This window comes from Micromonospora sp. CNZ296 (assembly GCF_007827635.1).
Genome location: NZ_VISW01000004.1, coordinates 180,590 through 199,780, shown reverse-complemented (window position 1 = coordinate 199,780; position 19,191 = coordinate 180,590). Strand labels below are relative to the sequence as shown.

The 19,191-nt window shown below is 72.2% G+C and carries 16 protein-coding genes; 12 read left to right on the top strand and 4 right to left on the bottom strand.

Features of this window, described 5'->3' with window-relative positions; genetic code table 11:
* Nucleotides 1-29: 29 nt before the first annotated feature.
* Nucleotides 30-677, bottom strand: coding sequence for a TetR/AcrR family transcriptional regulator (locus tag FB455_RS08950; RefSeq protein ID WP_145752872.1), 648 nt, complete (start codon nucleotides 675-677; stop codon nucleotides 30-32).
* A 145-nt stretch (nucleotides 678-822) separates the two neighbouring features.
* On the opposite strand from FB455_RS08950, the gene FB455_RS08945 reads away from it, so the two are divergent.
* The 4 genes from FB455_RS08945 to FB455_RS08930 all read left to right on the top strand — a co-directional run bounded on the left by FB455_RS08945 (nucleotide 823) and on the right by FB455_RS08930 (nucleotide 5,982).
* Entirely contained in the window at nucleotides 823-2,979 is a 2,157-nt protein-coding gene (locus FB455_RS08945; protein WP_486481515.1) for an ABC transporter permease, read from the top strand.
* A gap of 91 nt (nucleotides 2,980-3,070) precedes the next feature.
* On the top strand, nucleotides 3,071-3,481 hold the full coding sequence (locus tag FB455_RS08940) for an Asp23/Gls24 family envelope stress response protein (protein WP_013288217.1): 411 nt from the start codon (nucleotides 3,071-3,073) through the stop codon (nucleotides 3,479-3,481).
* A 114-nt stretch (nucleotides 3,482-3,595) separates the two neighbouring features.
* Nucleotides 3,596-4,312, top strand: coding sequence for a FadR/GntR family transcriptional regulator (locus FB455_RS08935; RefSeq protein ID WP_316250342.1), 717 nt, complete (start codon nucleotides 3,596-3,598; stop codon nucleotides 4,310-4,312).
* A 191-nt stretch (nucleotides 4,313-4,503) separates the two neighbouring features.
* A complete protein-coding gene (locus FB455_RS08930) occupies nucleotides 4,504-5,982 on the top strand; it encodes a P1 family peptidase (protein ID WP_145752868.1) in 1,479 nt (492 codons plus the stop codon).
* A gap of 681 nt (nucleotides 5,983-6,663) precedes the next feature.
* Here the strand turns inward: FB455_RS08930 and FB455_RS08925 are convergent.
* From FB455_RS08925 to FB455_RS08915, 3 genes are all read right to left on the bottom strand, one after another.
* Nucleotides 6,664-8,181: an ABC transporter substrate-binding protein gene (locus FB455_RS08925; RefSeq protein ID WP_145752866.1), complete on the bottom strand. Its 1,518-nt coding sequence runs from the start codon at nucleotides 8,179-8,181 to the stop codon at nucleotides 6,664-6,666.
* A 124-nt stretch (nucleotides 8,182-8,305) separates the two neighbouring features.
* Entirely contained in the window at nucleotides 8,306-9,268 is a 963-nt protein-coding gene (locus tag FB455_RS08920) for a formylglycine-generating enzyme family protein (RefSeq protein ID WP_145752864.1), read from the bottom strand.
* A gap of 7 nt (nucleotides 9,269-9,275) precedes the next feature.
* Nucleotides 9,276-10,364: a 3-isopropylmalate dehydrogenase gene (locus FB455_RS08915; RefSeq protein WP_071097937.1), complete on the bottom strand. Its 1,089-nt coding sequence runs from the start codon at nucleotides 10,362-10,364 to the stop codon at nucleotides 9,276-9,278.
* 185 nt (nucleotides 10,365-10,549) lie between these two features.
* Here FB455_RS08915 and pdxR point away from each other — a divergent pair, with 185 nt between their 5' ends.
* Genes pdxR through FB455_RS08875 form a run of 8 tightly spaced genes read left to right on the top strand, consistent with a single transcriptional unit; the run spans nucleotide 10,550 to nucleotide 19,184 of the window.
* Nucleotides 10,550-12,076: a MocR-like pyridoxine biosynthesis transcription factor PdxR gene (gene pdxR / locus FB455_RS08910; RefSeq protein WP_013288211.1), complete on the top strand. Its 1,527-nt coding sequence runs from the start codon at nucleotides 10,550-10,552 to the stop codon at nucleotides 12,074-12,076.
* Between the two features lie 11 nt (nucleotides 12,077-12,087).
* Complete coding sequence (locus FB455_RS08905) at nucleotides 12,088-13,332, top strand: M20 family metallopeptidase (RefSeq protein WP_145752860.1); 1,245 nt, start codon at nucleotides 12,088-12,090, stop codon at nucleotides 13,330-13,332.
* On the top strand, nucleotides 13,329-14,771 hold the full coding sequence (locus FB455_RS08900; RefSeq protein WP_091330901.1) for an aldehyde dehydrogenase family protein: 1,443 nt from the start codon (nucleotides 13,329-13,331) through the stop codon (nucleotides 14,769-14,771). Before FB455_RS08905 ends, FB455_RS08900 begins: the two co-directional genes overlap by 4 nt.
* Before the next feature lie 22 nt (nucleotides 14,772-14,793).
* On the top strand, nucleotides 14,794-15,738 hold the full coding sequence (locus FB455_RS08895; RefSeq protein ID WP_013288208.1) for an ABC transporter permease: 945 nt from the start codon (nucleotides 14,794-14,796) through the stop codon (nucleotides 15,736-15,738).
* A complete protein-coding gene (locus FB455_RS08890) occupies nucleotides 15,735-16,619 on the top strand; it encodes an ABC transporter permease (RefSeq protein ID WP_013288207.1) in 885 nt (294 codons plus the stop codon). Before FB455_RS08895 ends, FB455_RS08890 begins: the two co-directional genes overlap by 4 nt.
* A 5-nt stretch (nucleotides 16,620-16,624) precedes the next feature.
* Nucleotides 16,625-17,611 (top strand): ABC transporter ATP-binding protein, encoded by a 987-nt coding sequence (locus tag FB455_RS08885; protein WP_235437303.1) that lies wholly within the window; start codon nucleotides 16,625-16,627, stop codon nucleotides 17,609-17,611.
* Complete coding sequence (locus FB455_RS08880; RefSeq protein WP_013288205.1) at nucleotides 17,608-18,432, top strand: ATP-binding cassette domain-containing protein; 825 nt, start codon at nucleotides 17,608-17,610, stop codon at nucleotides 18,430-18,432. Before FB455_RS08885 ends, FB455_RS08880 begins: the two co-directional genes overlap by 4 nt.
* The gene (locus tag FB455_RS08875) at nucleotides 18,429-19,184 is read left to right on the top strand and encodes an SDR family NAD(P)-dependent oxidoreductase (protein WP_114918641.1); all 756 of its coding nucleotides are present in this window, start codon (nucleotides 18,429-18,431) and stop codon (nucleotides 19,182-19,184) included. The genes FB455_RS08880 and FB455_RS08875 overlap by 4 nt, the downstream gene beginning before the upstream one ends.
* The last annotated feature ends 7 nt before the right edge of the window (nucleotides 19,185-19,191 follow it).

The following is a 19,191-nucleotide window of genomic DNA, read 5'->3' as shown; positions in this document are numbered from 1 at the left end:
CGGCCGGCCGGGTCGCCCCGGCCGGCCTCTCAGAGTTCCGCTTCGGTGAGCGGGTTGGCGGTTCCGGCGGCCCGGCTGACCGGGGCCGCCAGCATGCCGGCGATGGCGTCGGCGAGGAAGTCCCCGACGTCCAGCCAGCGCGGGTCCTGCCCGTCCTGTTCGGCGCGGGCCTCGACCTCGGCGGTGGCGGTCATGACGATGCGGGCGATCAGGGCTGCCCGGCCGGCCACCACCCCCGGATCGAGGTGCGCCAGGCGGGACGCCAGTGGGGCGCGGACCGGCAGGTCGACGAAGGCCGACTCGAACGCCTCGCGCATCAGCACCCGCAGCGTCGGGTCGTGCAGGGCCTGGGCGAGGAAACGTGCCCGCCAGCTCGGCCGGGGCAGGCCGGCGAGCACCGCCATGGACGGCTGTACGAGGCTGCGGACGTCGCCGAGCACCGAGTCGGGTTGCTCGGGCATGGCCCGGCGGGGTTCGGCCAGGGCGTCCATGTGCCGGGCGACCAGGGCCCGGAGCAGGCCCTCCCGGCCGCCGAAGTAGTACCGCACCGCGGAGTGGTTCGTGTTGCCCGCAACCTCGGCGATCCTGCGGTCGGAGACCTGCGCGATCCCCGTCTCGGCGAACAGGCGTTCGGCGGCGTCGAGCAGCGCGGTACGGGCCGCCTCCGACCGTGCCATGAACCCTCTCTTCCCCTGGACCGGCGCCCAGCTGTGGCGCAGGCCAAACCTAGTCGTTTCGTCTTCCGGGGGACGCGTCACCTACACTTCGTAAGTCACTTGACTTACGTTTGGCTGCCGACGCAGCCGTGAACCCACCCGGAGCATGCCTGTGCCGCCCTCCACCGACCCGGCGCCCGCCGAGCCGACCGCCGCCGACCGCAAGGAGCGGATCATCCGCTCGGTCGCCCTCTTCGTCATGCCGTTCCTCATGGTCACGATGATGTTCGCGACCTACGTGGGAACGATGCACTCGCCGCACCCCCGCCAGATGCCGGTGGCGGTGATCGGCAGCGGCGCCGAGGCCCAGGGCGTCGTCGACGCGTTGAACGCCGCAGCCGGTGAGCCGGTCGAGGCCCGGCTGGTCGCGTCCCGGGACGCCGCCGTGGAACTCCTGCGGGACCGGGAGATCAGCGGCGCGTTGCAGCTCCCGGTGGCGGGTTCGGACCAGGCGACGATCATCACCGCGTCGGCGGCCGGCGCCTCCCGCGCCGGCACCGCGCAACAGCTCCTCGCCCCGATCGCGGTGCAGCAGCAGTGGGCGTCCACGACCGAGGACGTCGCGCCGCTGCCCGACGACGACCGGGCCGGCATCTCGGTGCTGTTCGCCGCGATGGGCATGATGCTCGCCGGCTACGTACCGCTGAGCATGCTCCTGATGGCCACCCCGCACCTGCTGCGCCTGCGGCGGTTCGTTCCGCTGGCGGCCGGCTGGTCGGCGCTGACCAGCACGATCATCTGGCTGATCCTCGGACCCGGTGTGGGCGCGGTCGACGGCCACTACCTCACGTTCCTCGGCGTCGGCATGCTCACGACCGGTGCCGTCGGTCTCGCCCAGCTGCTCTTCACCAAGGTGATGGGGCCGCTGGCGGTTCTGCTCGGGATGCTGTTCTTCGTCGTGCTCGGCATGCCCGCGTCGAACCTGGCGCTGCCGGTCGACACGATGCCCGGCTTCTTCCAGTTCCTGCACGGGGTGCTGCCCCTGCCGGCGGCGGGTGAGGCGCTGCGGTCGGCGCTCTACTTCGACGGCCGGGGCATCGGCGTCCACCTGCTGACGCTCGCCGCCTGGATCGTCGCCGCCGTGCTGCTCTGCCTGATCAAGGAGCGCGGCGGGGCGCCGATCCCGCAGGCGCCGCAGGTCGACGGCCCGGACACGCCGCTGCCCGCACTCGCCGGCGGCCCGCCGCGGTCCAAGCGGTTCCGGTACGTGACGGTGGCGGCGTTCCCGCTGAGCATCCTGGTCGCCGTGGTGGGCCTGATGAGCTTCTCCATGCACAAGCCCGAGCCGCACGACATCCCGGTAGCCGTGGTCGCCGCCGTCCCCGAGCAGGCGGAGCAGGTCGCCGCCGGCCTGCGGGCCGGTCTCGGCGGGGTCGCCGACATCTCCGTGGCCACGTCGGTGGACGAGGCGAGGGAGCGCATCCTCGCCCAGGACCTGGTCGCCGCGTACGTGCTGCCCGCGACACCGGGCGGCGAGGCGACCCTGTACTCGTCGTCGGCCGCCGGTTCCAGCCAGCACATGATGGTGCAGACCATGTTCCGCCAGGTCGCCGCCGGGCAGCAGACGCCGCTGGCGGTCACCGACGTGGCGCCGCTCAGCGGGACCGACACGATGGGCAGCAACAGCCTGTACGTCGGCATGTCCTGGATCATGTCCGGGTTCCTGATGCTCGCCGTGCTCCGGGGCGGGGCACCGCACCTGCGGCGGCTGCGCCAGTTCCTGCCGATCCTCGGCGGCTGGGCGATCGGCATGGCCACCTGGCTGTGGCTGCTGTTCGACGTGATCATCGGCGCGGTCGACGGGAGCGCCCTGGAGATGATCGGTTTCGGGGCCCTCACCATCTTCGCCGTGTCGTCGGTGACCGGGGTCTTCACCCGCACCTTCGGCCTCGCCGCGATCGTCCCGATGATGGTGGTGCTGATGATGGTGGTGCTGATGATGGCCGGCGTACCGGCCTCCGGCGGCGGCCTGTCGATCTACATGGTGCCGGAGTTCTTCCGGACGCTCCAGGGCGTCCTGCCGCTGCCCGCCGCCGTGGACACGGCCCGGTCGCTCACCTACTTCGACGGCGTCGGCGTCGGGCGGAACCTCGCCGTCGTGGCGATCTGGGCAGCGGTCGGCCTGCTGCTCAACCTCGGCGTCGACTGGTGGCTCCGGCGCCGGGAGCGGACGGCCGGCGGAACCGGGCCGCACCCGGCGCCGGACACCTCCGGCGGGCTGGACGGGATCGTCGGCGAGCCGGCGCCGGCCGGGGCGCGCTGAACCGGGCTCCGTCCACTGCGGAACGCCCGCGCCTAGTACGCTCGCACCGCCCCACGCCGTCGGCGCGGGGCGGTGCGACGGGTGGGAGAGCATGGCTGACGAGGCGACCCAGGAACTGTCGATCACGCCGGACGCGGTGGCGGGCGGGACCACGCACGTCTCCGACGAGGTGGTGGAGAAGATCGCGGTGGCCGCCACCCGCGGGGTGCCCGGGGTGGCCGAGCTGGGCGGTGACGTGGCCCGGTTCTTCAACGCGGTGCTCGACCGGGTCGGGCTCGATCAGGTCGGCGACGCCCGCCGGGGCTGCTCGGCCCACGTCACGAACGGCGCGGCGGTGATCAACCTGGTCCTCGTGATCGCGGCCGGTCACCCGGTTCCGCAGGTCACCGACGAGGTGCGGGCCGCTGTCGCGTCCGCCGTCGAGGCGTACGGGCTGCGGGTCGACGAGATCAACATCAAGGTCGACGACGTGGCGATGGGCTCGCCGCCTCCTGCCGCCTGACCCTGCCCCTCCGGCGGGCAGACGACCCGTACCGTTGTTCCCAGCGGCGCGAGGCCGCCGTGCGTCGGGAGGTTCGCCATGCCGAAGGCTGTCTCGTTCGCTCCAGTGCGAACCGTGAGGGCGTACGAGGGGATCGTCCGGCAGGTCGAGGAGCGGATCGCCGCCGGCGATCTGCGGCCGGGGGACCGGCTGCCCAGCGAGCGCGAGCTGACGACCCAGTTCGACGTCAGCCGGTCGACCGTGCGTGAGGCGCTGCGCGTGCTGGAGAGCAGCGGCCTGGTCCGCTCGCGCCCCGGTGACCCGCTCGGGCCCCAGGTGATCGCCTCGACCGCCTCGGCGATGCGCAAGCTGTTCGCCCGGGTCGTGGACAGCCGGCGGCTCGGCGTGGCGGAGCTGCTCCAGTTCCGCATGATCATCGAATCGGCGGCGGGATCGGTCGCGGCCCGGCAGGCGTCACCGTCCGAGTTGGACGAACTCGAGCAGGCGCTGGCGGGCATGCGGGACGCGGTGGCCGACGGCTACGAGGCGTTCAGCACGGCGGACGTCCGCTTCCACGAGCACGTCGCCCGCCTGTCCGGGAACGAGCTGCTGGTGCTCTGCCTCGACGCGGTCCGCAGCATGGTGCTCGATCTGATCTCCACGAAGCTCGCGGAGGCCCCGGATCGTGAGGCGCTGATGGAGCGCACGCTCGCGCACCACCGCCGGGTCATCGACGCGATGCGCGCGGGAGAGGCCGACGAGGTGGCCCGGCTGACCCGCCAGGAGCTGCACCACTACTACGCCGAGTACGTGCCGGAGGCGCGGCGCTCGATGGTGGACGTATTGCTCTGAATCCGCCTGATGTGGCCTGACCTCGGATTATCCGAGCCGGCCATCAGCTGAGCAGGCTCTTCCCTTCAACTGGTCTGACCAGTAGCCTCCCCCACATCTCGTCGTGTACCACGGGGGACCACCAGTTGCCCAATGCATCGACCGCCCCGGATCGGGGCGGAGGTCGCACCGCTTCGCATGGGAGAAGCTGCATGAAGTCGTCCAGATTCGCCGCGCTCGCCGCGGCAGCCCTGGTCTGTCCGGGACTCGTGCTCGTCGCGTCGCCCGCGTCGGCCAACCCCGCCGCCGGCGCACCGGGTGCCCACAACGCCATCACCGACGTTCCCGGCATCCAGGTCGGCCAGGTCCAGTCCGACACCGCTCCGTACCTGACCGGCACCTCGGTCGTCTACATGCCGCAGATGTCCGTGGCGAGTGTGGACCAGCGTGGTGGCGCCCCCGCCACCAAGGAGACCGACCTGCTCAGCCCGCTCAACTCCAACCCGGGCGTCAACGCGATCCAGCTCGGCGGCAGCAGCATGTACGGGCTGTCGGCCACCAACGGCATCATCCGCTGGCTGGAGGACCGGGGCGAGGGCGTACGCGTCGGCGCCGGCGGCGTGGCCCCGATCGTGCCGGCCGCGGACATCTTCGACCTCGGCCGCGGCGGCGACCCGAAGGCCCGCACCTCCGCCGAGTGGGGTTACCTCGCGGCACAGGCCACCTCGGACGGTCCCGTCCGCCAGGGCGGCGTCGGCGGCGGCACCGGCGCCCGTGGCGGCGGCATGCGCGGCGGCGTCGGCACCGCGAGCGTCCACCTCGGCGACGGCATCTACGTCGGCGCGATGGTGATCGTGAACCCGGCCGGCTCCCCGGTCGACCCGGCCGACTGCACCCTGTACGGCGTCAAGTACGGCATCGGCAACGAGTTCGCCGGGTACAAGGCTCCCAAGAAGAAGGAGTGCAACCCGCCGACCCCGCCGGCCGCCGCCGCCGAGCAGCCGGCCAACACCACGATCGCCGTGGTGGCCACCAACGCCCCGCTGGAGAAGGCCGCCGCGCAGCGCATGTCCGGCAACGCGCACGACGGCATGGCCCGCGCGATCAGCCCGATCCACACGCTCGGCGACGGCGACACCGTGTTCGCGGTGTCCACCGGCAAGGGCGAGGCGCTCCAGATCAACGACCCGGCCGACAGCCGCCAGCTCAACGCCATCTTCAACGCCGGCGCCAGCACGCTCGCCCGTGCCATCGCCAAGGCGGTCCTCTCGTCCGAGAGCATCGGCAACACCACCAGCTACTGCGACCGCTACCCCTCGGCCTGCAAGGGCATGAAGCAGCTCAAGCAGTGGCGTACGCAGGGCAACGCCCCGGACGTGACGCCGGAGACCTTCGCCCAGGCGACCCAGGCGCTGGCGCAGACCCCGGTCCCCGCGCCGGCCGGTGCCGACAAGGGCAAGGACAAGGGCAAGGGCAAGGGCAAGCCGAACGCCGCTCCGGCGGGCAACACCACGAACGACGCCGGTCAGGAGTCGCAGAACGGCATGGTTCTCGCCTCCGGCAACACCGGTGGCCCCACGCTCTCGACGGGCGTGACCACGGGCCTGCTGGCCGCCGCCGTCCTCGGTGTCGGCCTGCTGGGCATGCACCTGCGGGGACGCCGCCGGGCGCCGTCCGGCGGGCTCAGCTGACACAGCCGCTGTCTCACCTCGCGCCGGCACAGTAGGCGCGTGACGATCGAGGCGGGTTCCGTCCACCCGGACGGGGCCCGCCTCGCGTCGTTCCCAGGTCGCCGGCCGATGGATCGTCCGCGCCCGGCATGACCGTCGATCTTGGAGTTGTGGCACCTCGCACAGCTCGCATACAGGGCATCCCAGGCGCCACAACTCCAAGATCGACGGAGGAGGGCGTTCAAGGCCGAGCCACTTGGCAGCACGTCAGCCCTTCGGTGTGCCGAGGGAGCGGGAATGAGCTGCCCTCGGCAGCTCGTTGCGTCGCGCTGGCGCAGAGCACGGAGGCCACACCGTAGGGCTGGGCGTGGTCGTCGACGGGGCGGAACGCGTCCACCCGCGGTTCAGCCCTCACTCGGCAGTGCGTTGTGTCAACGCCCCGAGCCCTCGGGCACGCAGGGTTTCACGGAGGCGACACACCTCGACTGCGTCAGTCCACTGCGCACCGACCACGGCTCCCGGGCAACCCCGGCCCCCCCTGGACCGTCGATCTTGCACTTGGTGTCCCGACGAACGGGGTCAAATCTTCCGCACCAGGGGCAGCAAGTGCAAGATCGCGGGGAGGGGGGAGGGGGAGCGGGGGAATGACAGAAGGACCTGGTGGGCGGAAGCCCACCAGGTCCTTCTGTGCGTGGTGCTGGGCTACTTCTTGGACACCTTGGTGACGTCGAAGGACTGGGTCACCGCGTCCTTCGGGTAACCCTCGACGCCGTCGCGGATCACCGCGAGGTTCGGCAGCAGGAACAGCCAGTCGCTGGCGGCCTCCTGCGAGATGACCTTCGCGGCCTCGGCGAACTTCTTGTCCCGGGTCGCCGCGTCCAGAGCCGTGTCGGCCTCGTTCATGAGCTGCGTGACGGCCGGGTTCTTGTAGCGGTAGTAGTACTCCGGCTGGCCGTAGCGGACCAGGTCACGCGGCTCGACGTGGGCGATGATGGACAGGTCGTAGTTGGCCTTGCCGAGCACCTTGTCGAGCCACTGCGGCATCTCGACGTTGTTCTGGGTCACCTTGATGCCGACCTCGGCGAGCTGCGAGGCGACGAACTGCGCGGAGGCGCGGGCGTAGCCGGGCGGCGGGACGTCCATGGTCAGGGTGAGCCCGTTGGCGTGGCCGGCCTCGGCGAGCAGCTGCTTGGCCTTGGCGGGGTCGTGCGGGAAGTCTCCGGTGCGGTCCTCGTACCACGGGTCGCTCGGCGGCACCATGCTGCCGATCTTCGTGCCGTACCCGGACCAGACGGTCTTGATGAGCGCGTCGTGGTCGATCGCGTGGCGGATGGCCTGGCGCACCCGGGCGTCGGCCAGCGGGCCCTTGGCGTTGTTCATCGCCAGGACGACCTCACCGGTCGTCTTGCCCTCGACCGCCTCGAACTGCTTGTTGCCCTTGAACACCTCGAGCAGCTGCGGCGCCTGGATGTTGGCCACGATGTCGAGCTGACCGGAGAGCATCGCGTTGTTCAGCGCGTTGGCGTCGGTGATGTACCGGAAGACGGCGGTGCCGACCTTGGCCTTCTCACCCCAGTAGCCGTCGTTGCGCACCAGCGTGATGCTGTCGCCGCGGTTCCACTTGTCGAACTTGAACGGGCCGGTGCCGTTCGGCTTCGTCCCCAGGTCGGTGGCGTTCTCCTTGAGCACCACGCCGACGCGGCCGGCGACGTCGAACAGCCAGCTCTGGCTGGGCCGGGACAGCGTCACGTCCACGGTGGAGGCATCAGGCGCCTCGACGGTCTTCACGACTGTCATCTGCGACTTGAACGGGTTCGTCGAGCCCTCGGCGGTGACCCGCTTGAAGCTCCACACCACGTCCTGCGCGGTGAGCTTCTGGCCGTCGTGGAAGGTCACCCCGTCGCGCAGCTTGAACGAGTACTTGGTGCCGTCGTCGGACACCTTCCACTCGCTGGCCAGCAGCGGCTCCACCTCGCCGGTGCCGGCGTTCTGGCGCACCAGGCCCTCGTACACGTTGTAGAGCAGGACCTGCGGGATCGCGGCGCCGGCCTCGGCGGTCAGGTCGAGGCTCACCGGCTCCAGGTAGGCGCCGAGGGTGACCGTACCGTTGCCGGAACCACCGCCGGTGGTGGTCTCCGAGTCACCATCGCTACTGCACGCGGTCAGAGCCAGCGCCGTGGCGAGCAGCACGGCGGGCAGCGTTATCTTCAGCCGATTCATTCGTGTGTCCCATCGCGAAGAACGCCAAGGGCGCTCGTAGCCTGTGAGGCGGGACACTATGAGCGTGCTACCCGATGCAAAAGGGCCAGTTCAGCGGGGTCGGCAGGTACCAATCAGCGCCGGACTACCGCGCCACGCGGAACCCGGTGTTGCCACTTGAGGAGTCAACGGTGGTCCGACTCCGTGCTGCCACGCGGTAACGGTTGCAATAAGAGTCGTGGCACAGGTACGAACCACCCCTGATGACGCTCTCACCTGGTGAGATACGGCCGCGGCGGTCGCGCCAGGGTTCGGCCGTGAGTTCCCAAACGTTGCCCGCGACGTCGTACAGGCCGTAGCCGTTCGGCGGAAACGCGGTCACCGGAGAGGTGCCTGCGAACCCGTCTTCAGCGGTGTTGACAGCAGGGAAGGCACCCTGCCAGATGTTGCACAGGTGCCGCCCGTCCGGGGTCAGCTCGTCGCCCCAGGCGTAGCGCGCCTGGGACAGGCCGCCGCGCGCCGCGTACTCCCACTCGGCCTCGGTGGCCAACCGGGTGCCGGACCACAGGCAGTACGCCTCGGCGTCCCGGTGGGAGACGTGCACGACGGGGTGCCGCTCGCGCCCGCGTACGTCCGAACCGGGCCCGTCCGGGGCGGCCCAGTGCGCTCCCTCGACCGCCAGCCACCACGGCGCCTGCGGCACCGACGCGTCCAGCACGTACCGGTGCGCGGACGGTGCCAGCAGCAGGTGGAAGACGAACGACCAGCCGTACCGTTCCGCGTCCGTGCGGTAGCCGGTGGCGTCGACGAAGCGGGCGAACTGCCGGTTCGTCACCGGTGTCGCGGCGATCGCGAACGGGGCCACAGCCACCGGCCGGACCGGTCCCTCCAGGTCCTCCGGGAAGCCCTCCGGGTCGTCGGTGCCCATGAGGAAGGTGCCGCCGGGCAGCGCGATCACGTCGTCCGTACCCCCGTGTGGTGAGCGGACGGCGCTCGCGCCCGCCGCGGCGCCGGTGCCGGCGGCGGCGGGCGGGCGTCGCGGCGCGCAACACGGCGACGGCGGGGGAGTGCCCCCGCCGTCGCCCGGATCGACCGGTTCGGTGCTCACATCCGTGTCACGCCGGCAGGGCGTCCGCCTGGTACGCGCCCTCGCCGATGACGGCGGCGACCGCGTCGCCGAAGTCCTCGGTCGACATGCCCATCTCCGGCCCGCGCATGGCGCCCAGCCGCGGCAGCACCGCCTTCACCCCGTCCTCCAGGCAGCGGGCCGCCTCGGGGTGGCCCAGGTGCTCCAGCATCAGCGCGGCGCTGAGGATCGACCCGGCGGGGTTGGCCCAGCCGCGGCCGGCGATGTCCGGCGCGGAACCGTGCACCGGCTCGAACATGCTCGGCGCCGACCCGGTCGGGTTGAGGTTGCCGCTCGCGGCCAGGCCGAGACCGCCCTGCACGGCCGCGCCCAGGTCGGTGATGATGTCGCCGAACAGGTTGTCGGTGACCACGACGTCGAACCGCTCCGGCTGCGTCACCAGGTAGAGGCACATCGCGTCGACGTGCACGTAGTCCACCTCGATGTCCGGATACTCCGCGGCGACCTCCTCGAAGGTCCGCTGCCACAGGTCGCCGGCGTACGTGAGGATGTTCGCCTTGTGCACCAGGGTGACGTGCTTGCGGCGGCTCAGGGCCAGCCGGAAGCCGTGCCGGATGAGGCGTTCGACGCCCTTGCGGGTGTTCACCGACTCCTGGGTGGCGATCTCGTCCGGCCCGCCCCGGTGGATGAAGCCGCCGGCGCCGACGTAGGCGCCCTCGGTGTTCTCCCGCAGGATCACCAGGTCGCACTGCTCCGGGCGGAGCCCGCCGATGGGCGTGGGCACGCCGGGCAGCAGCTTGACCGGCCGCAAATTCACGTACTGGTCGAACGCGGTCCGCAGGTGGATGACCAGGCCGCGTTCCAGCACGCCGGGCGGCACCGACGGGTCACCGACGGCCCCGAAGAGAATGGCGTCCGCCTTGGCCAGTTCCTGTTCCACGTCCGGCGGCACGACCTGGCCGGTTATCCGCCAGTAGTCCGCGCCGAGTTCGTAGTCCTCCCAGACCAGGTCGATCCCGAACCGTCGGGCGGCGGCGTCGCACGCCTTGACCGCCTGCGCGGTGACCTCCGGTCCGATGCCGTCGCCGGGCACCAGCGCGATTCGCTGGGCGCTCATGAGTCCACCCCTGTCCGCGTGCAGGAGACCGTCACCTGCCATCGCCCGGCCAAGCGTGGCGGGAACGGGCCCTCCGCAACAGGTCCAGGTCTCCGGCTAGGCTAGTACCAGCGGGACGCACAGGGCGTGTGCAGGGCGTACGACGACGGGACGAGGCGAGACCCCCGCGGGAGTGGGAGGTCGAGGTGGCGGATTTCCTGCTGCCGGTCAACCCGCAGAGCACGGTTCCGCTCTACGAGCAGATCATCACCGGGCTTGAGGACGCCATCCTCGCGGGGCAGTACGACGACGGCCCGCTGCCCAGCACGCGCCGCCTGGCCGAGGCGCTCGGCGTCTCCCGGAACACCGTGCTGACCGCGTACGACCGGCTCATGGAGCAGGGTCTGATCGTGACCGTCCCGCGGCGCGGTCTCTACGTCTCCTCCGACGCGGTGGTGCGGATGCGGGCCGCGCGGCGGACCGCCCGCTCGCCGATGCAGCCGATCGACTGGGAGGCGCGGCTGCCGGAACCGCCGCCCACTCCGGTGCACCGGGATCCGGCCTGGGCGCGGGCGCCGTTCCCGTTCGTGGTCGGCCAGCCCGACCCGTCCATGTTCCCGATCGGCGCGTGGGAGCGGGCGCAGCGTGAGGCGCTGCGGCAGGACGGGCTGTCCCGGGTCATCGGGGACGCCGGCCAGGCCGACGACCCGGAACTGGTGCGTCAGCTCTGCGAGCACGTGCTGCCCGCGCGCGGCATCTCCGCCCACCCGGACCAGGTGATGATCACGCTGGGTTCGACGCACGCGCTGCACCTGCTGGCGAGCGTCCTCGTCCGGCCGGGCAGCGTGGTGCTCGTCGAGGACCCCGGCTACCCCGACGCCCGGACGATCATGCAGATGGCCGGCGCCGACGTGGTGCCCGGCCGGGTCGACGAGGACGGCCTGGTCGTCGAGGACCTGCCGGCGGACCTGCACGGCGCCCAGCTCGTGTACGTCACGCCGAGCCACCAGTACCCGACCGGCGCGACCATGTCGGCGTCCCGGCGTGAGGAGCTGCTGCGCCGGGCCGGCGCGGCGGACGCGGTCGTGATCGAGGACGACTACGACCCGGAGATGACGTTCCGGGGGATGCCCGCGGTGGCGGTGCGGGCGCTCGACGACGAGGACCGCGTGGTCTACCTCGGCAGCTTCAGCAAGCTGCTGGCACCCGGGCTGCGGCTCGGCTACGTGGTGGCGTCCCCGGCGCTCGTGGACGCCATGCGGGCCCGCTCCCGCTACGTGCTGCGTCACCCGCCCGGCCCGATGCAGCGCGCCCTCGCGCAGATGATCGCCAGCCGGGACCTGGCCCGCCACGTGCGCCGCGTCCGCGCCCACTACCAGGGGCTGTACGAGGAGATGGTGCGGGCGGTCGAGCGGCACGTGCGCTGGGGACCGCAGCCGGTGCCGCGCGGCGGGCTGGCCCGCTGGATCACCGGCCCGCCGGGGCTGGACGCCGGAGAACTGGCCCGGGAGTTGCGCCGCCAGGGCGTCCTGCTGGACCCGGGCGCGCCGTACTGGGCCACCCGGCCCGCCCCGCGTCACCACCTGCGCCTGGGGTACCAGGTGATGCCGCTGGACCGCATCGAGGAGGGGGTACGGCGGGTCGCCGCGGCCGTAGAAGACCAGGTCCGGCCACGGCTGGTACCCCCACCGACCCGGAAACTGGACGTTCCCCTCCGAGGGCGGAGTTCGTAACCTCCGACGCCATGACGTCGGACACCCACGCCTCCCTCCGCGCCGGCCATCTCGTGGACGAACAAGCCGTCGTGTCGCTCACCCAGGACCTGGTCCGCATCCCCTCGACCTGGGACGCGGGCCGAGGGCGTAGCGAGCAGCCAGTGGCGGAACTCGTCGCGCAGGTCATGCGGGGATTCGGCTGGCGGCCGGAGGTCACCGAGGTCGTCCCCGGGCGCCCCAACGTCGTCGCGGTGGTGGACGGCGGCCTGCCCGGCCCGACGCTGATGTTCGAGGGGCACACCGACGTCGTCACCGAGGGCGCTCCCGAGGAGTGGACCGTCGACCCGTTCGGCGGCGACATCGTCGACGGGCGGCTGTACGGTCGCGGCTCCGCCGACATGAAGGCCGGTGTCGCCGCGATGATCCACGCGACCCGGGCCGTCGAGCTGGCCGGGCCGTTCCCGGGCCGGATCGTGGTGGCGGCCCTGGTGGACGAGGAGGGCCAGATGCTCGGGGCGAAGCACTTCACCACCACCGCGCTCGCCCGTGAGGTGGACGCCGCGATCATCTGTGAGCCGGAGGCGGAGGAGATCTGCGCGGTCGCCAAGGGCGCCGTCCGGCTGCTTGTCACCTGCACCGGCAAGATGGCGCACGGCGCGATGCCGCAGCACGGCCGCAACCCCGTACCGGCGGTGGCCGAGCTGGTCGCCGCGCTCGGCCGGTACCAGAAGGAGCTGCAGGCCGACCCGGGTGAGCACGAGCACCTCGGCCTGACGTACCTGACCCCCACGGTCCTGGACGCCGGCTCCGCCGACCAGCTCAACGTCATCCCCGGCCGCGCCGTCCTCGGCGTGGACTGCCGGACCGTACCCGGTGTCGACCACGCCGCGCTCGCCGCGCGCGTCCGCTCCGACGCCGACGCCATCGGCGCCCGGCACGGCGTCACCTTCGCCGTCGAGGTCGTCGACGACCGGCCGTGCGCGGTCACCCCGGAGGACCACCCCGTCTCGCTCGCCGTGGCCGAGGCGCACCGCGCCGTCACCGGCGCCGAGCCCGTCTTCGGCGGCGTGCCCGGCGCGACCGACGGCACCATCCTGTGGCGCGACAGCGGCATCCCGAACGTGGTGTACGGACCCGGCCCGAAGTGGATCGCCCACCAGCCCGACGAGTACGTCGAGGTCGACGACGTCGTCCGTAAGACGAAGGTCTACGCCGAGGCGGCCCTGGCCTTCCTCACCGGGGCCACCGGCGCCCGGGCGGGTGCGGCGTCGTGACCGCGCAGGAGCTGCTGACCGGGCTGCCCACCGGCCTGCCGATCGGCGCGGGCTGGACCAGCACCGCGCAGACCGCGCCGGTGCGCTTCCCGTACGACGGCAGCACCGTCACCCAGGCGCCGTGGGGCGACCCCGGTGACGCGGAAGCGGCTGTCGAAGCCGCGCAGGAGGTCGCCGCGGAGATGGCCGGCCTGCCCGGCCACCGGCGGCGCGCGATCCTGACGGCAGTCGCCGCCGAGGTCCGCGCCCGCGCCGGCTCACTGGCCGAGCTGCTGGTCCTGGAGACCGGCAAGCCGCTCGTGGACTGCCGGGTCGAGGTCGCCCGCACGCTGGTCACGCTGGAGACGGCCGCCGAGGAGGTCGGGCACCTGACCGGCGAGACGGTGGCGCTGGACATGCAGCCGGCCGGCGAGGGCATGCTCGGTTTCTGGGTACGCCGCCCGGTCGGTGTCGTCGTCGGCATCACCGGGTTCAACTACCCGCTGCTCCTGGCCGCCCACAAGGTCGCGCCGTCGGTCGCGGCGGGCTGCCCGGTGATCGTCAAGCCGGCGCCGAACACGCCGCTGGCCACGCTGGTGCTGGTCGACCTGTTCCGCCGGGCCGGCTGCCCGGCCGCCGGGGTCCAGCTCGTCACCGGCGGCGTCGAGGTCGGCAAGCTCCTGACCACGCACCCCGGCGTCGCCGCCGTGTCCTTCACCGGGTCGGCGCACGTCGGCCACCAGATCGCCCGCGCCGCGGCCCCGCGCAAGGTGCTGCTCGAACTCGGGTCCAACGCGGCGCTCGTCGTCGGCCGCGACGCCGACCTCGACCGGGCCGCCGAAGCCGTCGTACGCGGCGGGTTCTACGCATCCGGCCAGGCGTGCATCAGCGTGCAGCGGGTGATCGTCGAGGAGCCGGTCCGGGAGGCGCTGCTGGACCGCCTCCGGCCGCTGCTGGCCTCGGTCACCACCGGCGACCCCCGGTCCGCCGACACCCGCGTGTCCGCCCTGGTGGACGAGGCGTCCACCGAGCGGGTCCACTCGTGGGTGGACCGCGCGGTCGCCGCCGGGGCGCGCTGCCTGGCCGGCGGTACGGCGCAGGGCCGGGTGCTGCAACCGACTGTGCTCGTCGACGTCCCCGAGGACGCCGAGTGCTGGGCGGAGGAGATCTTCGGTCCGGTGGTCTGCGTCCGGTCGGTGCCCGACATGGACGCCGCGGTCGAGCTGGTCAACCGGTCCCGCTACGGGCTCCAGGCCGCCGTCTTCACCCGCGACCTGGCTGTCGCCCTGGACGTCGTACGTCGTCTCGACGTCGGCGGCGTGCTCGTCAACGAGGTGCCCGGCTTCCGCGCCGACAACATGCCGTACGGCGGCGTCAAGGACTCCGGCATCGGCCGGGAGGGACCGCGCTTCGCCATGGAGGAGCTGACCGTGACCAAGATGGTGATGATCAGGCCATGACTCGGAGTGGGAGCACACACGCATGGTGATCTACTTCGTCCGGCGGCTGGCCATCCTCGCGGTATCGCTGTTCGCCGCGTCGATCCTCGTCTTCACGATGCTGGCGCTGCTGCCGGGCGACCAGGCGCAGGCGATGCTCGGCGTCAACGCCACCCCGGAGGCGCTGGAGGCGCTGCGGGAGCAGTTCGGGACGAACCGGCCGTTCACCGAGCGGTACCTCGAATGGGCCGGTGGCCTGATCCGCGGTGACTTCGGCATCTCGCCGCTCAGCGGGGTGTCGGTCGGCTCGGAGATCGCCGACAAGCTCGGCGTGACGGTGCCGCTCATCCTGGCCGGGATGACGCTGGCGCTGCTCATCGCCGTACCGCTGGGCATCCTCGCCGCGGTGAAGAGCCGTACCGCGATCGGAACGGCGCTGTCGGCGCTGAGCCAGGTCGGCATCGCCGTGCCGTCGTTCTGGCTGGGCATCCTGCTCATCACCGTGTTCGCGGTGAAGTTGCAGTGGCTGCCCGCCGGCGGGTTCACCGGATGGGACGACGTCGGCGGCGCCGTGCAGGCCCTGCTGATGCCGGCGCTGGTCCTCGGCGTGGCCCAGGGCGCGATCCTGATGCGCTACGTCCGGTCCGCTGTGGTCGAGGTCATGCAGGAGGACTTCATCCAGACCGCGCGGGCCAAGGGGCTGAGCCGCTCGCAGGCGCTGACCCGGCACGCGCTGCGCAACGCGGCCATCCCGGTCATCACGGTCCTCGGTCTGCAACTCGCGACGCTGCTCATCGGCACCGTCGTGATCGAGAACGTCTTCGGCCTGCCCGGTCTCGGCCGGATGCTGCTCCAGGACGTGGGCAACCGCGACCTGCTGAAGGTGCAGGGCACCGTGATGGTGCTGACCGCCGCGGTGCTTCTGATCAACTTCGTCGTCGACGTGGTGTACCACGCGGTCGACCCCAGGCTGAGGAGCAAGGCATGACATCAGTCGCCGACGCCCCACCGGACGCCACCGCCGACGTCGTCGCGGCCGGCCCCGTCAAGCCGCGCCGCCGCTGGAACCTCACGCTGGTGATCGGCGCCGGCCTGGTGGGCCTGGTCGTCCTCACCGCGCTGGTGTCGTTCCTCTGGACGCCGTACGACCCCACCCGGGTCGACCCGTCGCAGACGCTGCTGTCCCCGGGCGGAGACCACTGGCTCGGCACCGACCACTTCGGCCGGGACATCGTCAGCCAGCTCCTCGTCGGCGCGCGGACCACACTGTTCGTCGGTGTGGTCGCCGTCGCGATCGCCGCCGCCGTCGGCGTACCGCTGGGTCTGCTCGCCGCCACCGGGCACCGCTGGCTCAGCGAGCCGGTGATGCGGGCGCTGGACATCGTGTTCGCCTTCCCGGCCATCCTGCTGGCGATCATCCTGGCCGCCGGCTTCGGCGCCTCCACGCTCACCGGCATGATCGCGATCGGCGTCGCGAACGTCCCGGTGTTCGGCCGCCTCACCCGGGCCGGCGCGATGCAGGTGCTGCAGAGCGATTTCGTGCTCGCCGCGCGCAGCTACGGCCGCCGGGGCGTGGTGCTCATGGTCCGGTACGTGCTGCCCAACATCGCGGCCCTGCTCATCGTGCAGGCGTCGGTGTCGTTCGCGCACGCGGTGCTCGCCGAGGCGGCGCTGTCCTACCTCGGGTACGGCACCCCGCCGCCGACCCCCACCTGGGGCCGGATGCTCCAGGAGGCCCAGAACTACTTCGTCGTGCAGCCGATGCTCGCCGTCTGGCCCGGTCTGGCGATCGCCCTGTCGGTGCTCGGCTTCAACCTCATGGGCGACGGGTTGCGCGACGCCCTCGACCCGCGGCTGAGAGGACGGTGAGCGGCGTGAGCGGGCTCGTGGTGGAGGACCTCGTCGTCGAGGTCCACGACATCCAGGCCGTCAAGGGCGTCTCGTTCGAGATCGGGCCGGGCCGCCGGATGGGACTCATCGGCGAGTCCGGCTGCGGCAAGTCCCTGACCGCGCTCGCGCTGATGGGCCTGCTGCCCCACGGCGTGACAGCGTCCGGCCGGGTGCTGCTGAACGGCCGTAACCTGCTCGACCTGTCCGACAAGCAGATGTGCGCGGTCCGCGGCAACGACATCGCCATGGTGTTCCAGGAGCCGATGACGGCGCTCAACCCGCTGATGCGGGTCGGCAACCAGGTCGCCGAGTCGCTGCGGCTGCACAAGGGGATGAGCCGCGCGGCGGCCTCCGCCCGGGCCGTCGAACTGCTCGAACGGGTCCAGCTGCCCGAGCCCGACCGCACCGCGCGCAAGTACCCGCACCAGCTCTCCGGCGGCCAGCGCCAGCGCGTCGTCCTGGCCATCGCGTTGGCGTGCGACCCCGCCGTGCTGATCGCGGACGAGCCCACCACGGCGCTGGACGTCACGGTGCAGGCGGAGATGCTGCGGTTGATGGACACGCTGGTGCGCGAGGAGGGCGCGTCGCTGCTGCTCATCACGCACGACCTGCCGGTGGTCGCGAGCATCTGCGAGGAACTGCTCGTCATGTACGGCGGCTCGATCGTCGAGCACGGCGACGTGGCGACGGTGTTCGACTCGCCCCGGCACCCGTACACGGCGGGCCTGCGGGCGTCCACGGTGCTGGAGAGCACCGACGGGAGCGGCCGGCTGTCCACCATCCCGGGCCGCGTCCCGTCGCTCGGGTCGTTCCCCACCGGCTGCGTGTACCGCAACCGCTGCCCGCGCGCCGACGACGTCTGCGGCACGGTGCCGCTGCTGACGGCGCCGCCCGGCAGCACCCAGCGGGCGGCCTGTCACCACCCGATCGAGAGCGACCAGCCCCTAGGAAGCGGGAAGGCCAGCGCATGACCACCACCCCGTTGCTGGAAGCCGTCGACGTGGTGCGCGAGTACCGCGCCCCGCGGCGGTCGCTGCGTACGCCGGGCCGGCCGATCCGCGCGCTCGACGGCGTGAGCGTGCAGGTCCACGAGGGCGAGGCGTTCGGCATCGTGGGGGAGAGCGGCTCCGGCAAGTCCACGCTGTCGCGCATCCTCATGGCCCTCGACCAGCCGACCTCCGGCACCGCGTTCTACCAGGGGCAGCGGATCAGCGGCGTACCGGAGCGGCGGCTCGGGTTCCTGCGCCGCGACGTGCAGATGGTGCTCCAGGACCCGATGTCGTCGCTGAACCCGCGCATGCGGGTCGCGGACATCATCGCGGAGCCGATGCGCGCGCTGCGCCTGCCCGGCGACCACCGGGCCCGCGTCGCCGAGCTGATGCACTCCGTGGGTCTGCCCGAGGAGGCGGTGACCCGCTACCCGCACCAGTTCTCCGGCGGCCAGCGGCAGCGCATCGCCATCGCCCGCGCCCTCGCGGCCGGGCCGAAGGTCATCGTGGGGGACGAGCCGGTCAGCGCGCTCGACGTCTCGGTGCGCGCGCAGATCCTCAACCTGCTCACCGACCTGGCCGAACAGTTCAAGCTGACCCTGATCCTGGTCTCCCACGACCTGTCCGTCGTCCGGTACCTCTGCGACCGGATCGCGGTGATGAACCAGGGCCGGATCGTCGAGACGGGTGACACCGAATCGATCTACTCCGACCCCCGGCACCCCTACACCCAGAGGCTGCTGTCCGCGGTGCCCACCCTGAGCGGCGACCTCCTGGACCGATTCAACAGGAGCAGCACATGAGGTTGGTTGACCGCGTCGCCGTCGTCACCGGAGGCGCCAGCGGCATCGGACTGGCCACAGTCGGCCGGCTCGTCGAGGAGGGCGCCCGCGTCGTCATCGCCGACCTCGACGGCGACCGCGCCGCCGAGGCGGCCGCCGGGTTCGGGTCCGCCGTCGTGGGCGTGGCCTGCGACGTCACCCGGGCCGAGGACTGCCGCGCCGCCGTCGAGACCGCCGTCGAGCGGTTCGGCCGGCTCGACCTCATGCACGCAAACGCCGGTACGCCGTTCACCGGCCCGCTGGACGAGGTGGACCAGGCGACGCTGGACCGCGTGGTCGACGTCAACCTCAAGGGGGCGTTCTGGACCGCGCAGGCCGCCGCGCCCGCGCTGATCGAGGCCGGTGGCGGCGCGATCGTGTTCACCGCGTCGCTCCAGGCCGTCATCGCCCGCCCCCGGTACGCGCCGTACACCGCCGCCAAGCACGGCGTCATCGGCCTGATGAAGGCGCTGGCGCTGGAACTCGCGCCGCACGGCGTCCGGGTCAACGCGATCGCCCCGGCGGCGACCGAGACGCCGATGCTCTCGGCGTTCCTCGGCGGGATGGGTGACGTGCCGGACAGCGCGCGGGAGAACTTCCGGGCGTCGATCCCGCTGGGCCGCATGGCGACGCCGCGCGACTCCGCCGACGCGGTGGTGTTCCTCGCCAGCGACGAGGCGCGCATGGTCACGGGCCACACGCTCGTCCTCGACGGCGGCACGACGGCCGGCTGAGGCGTAC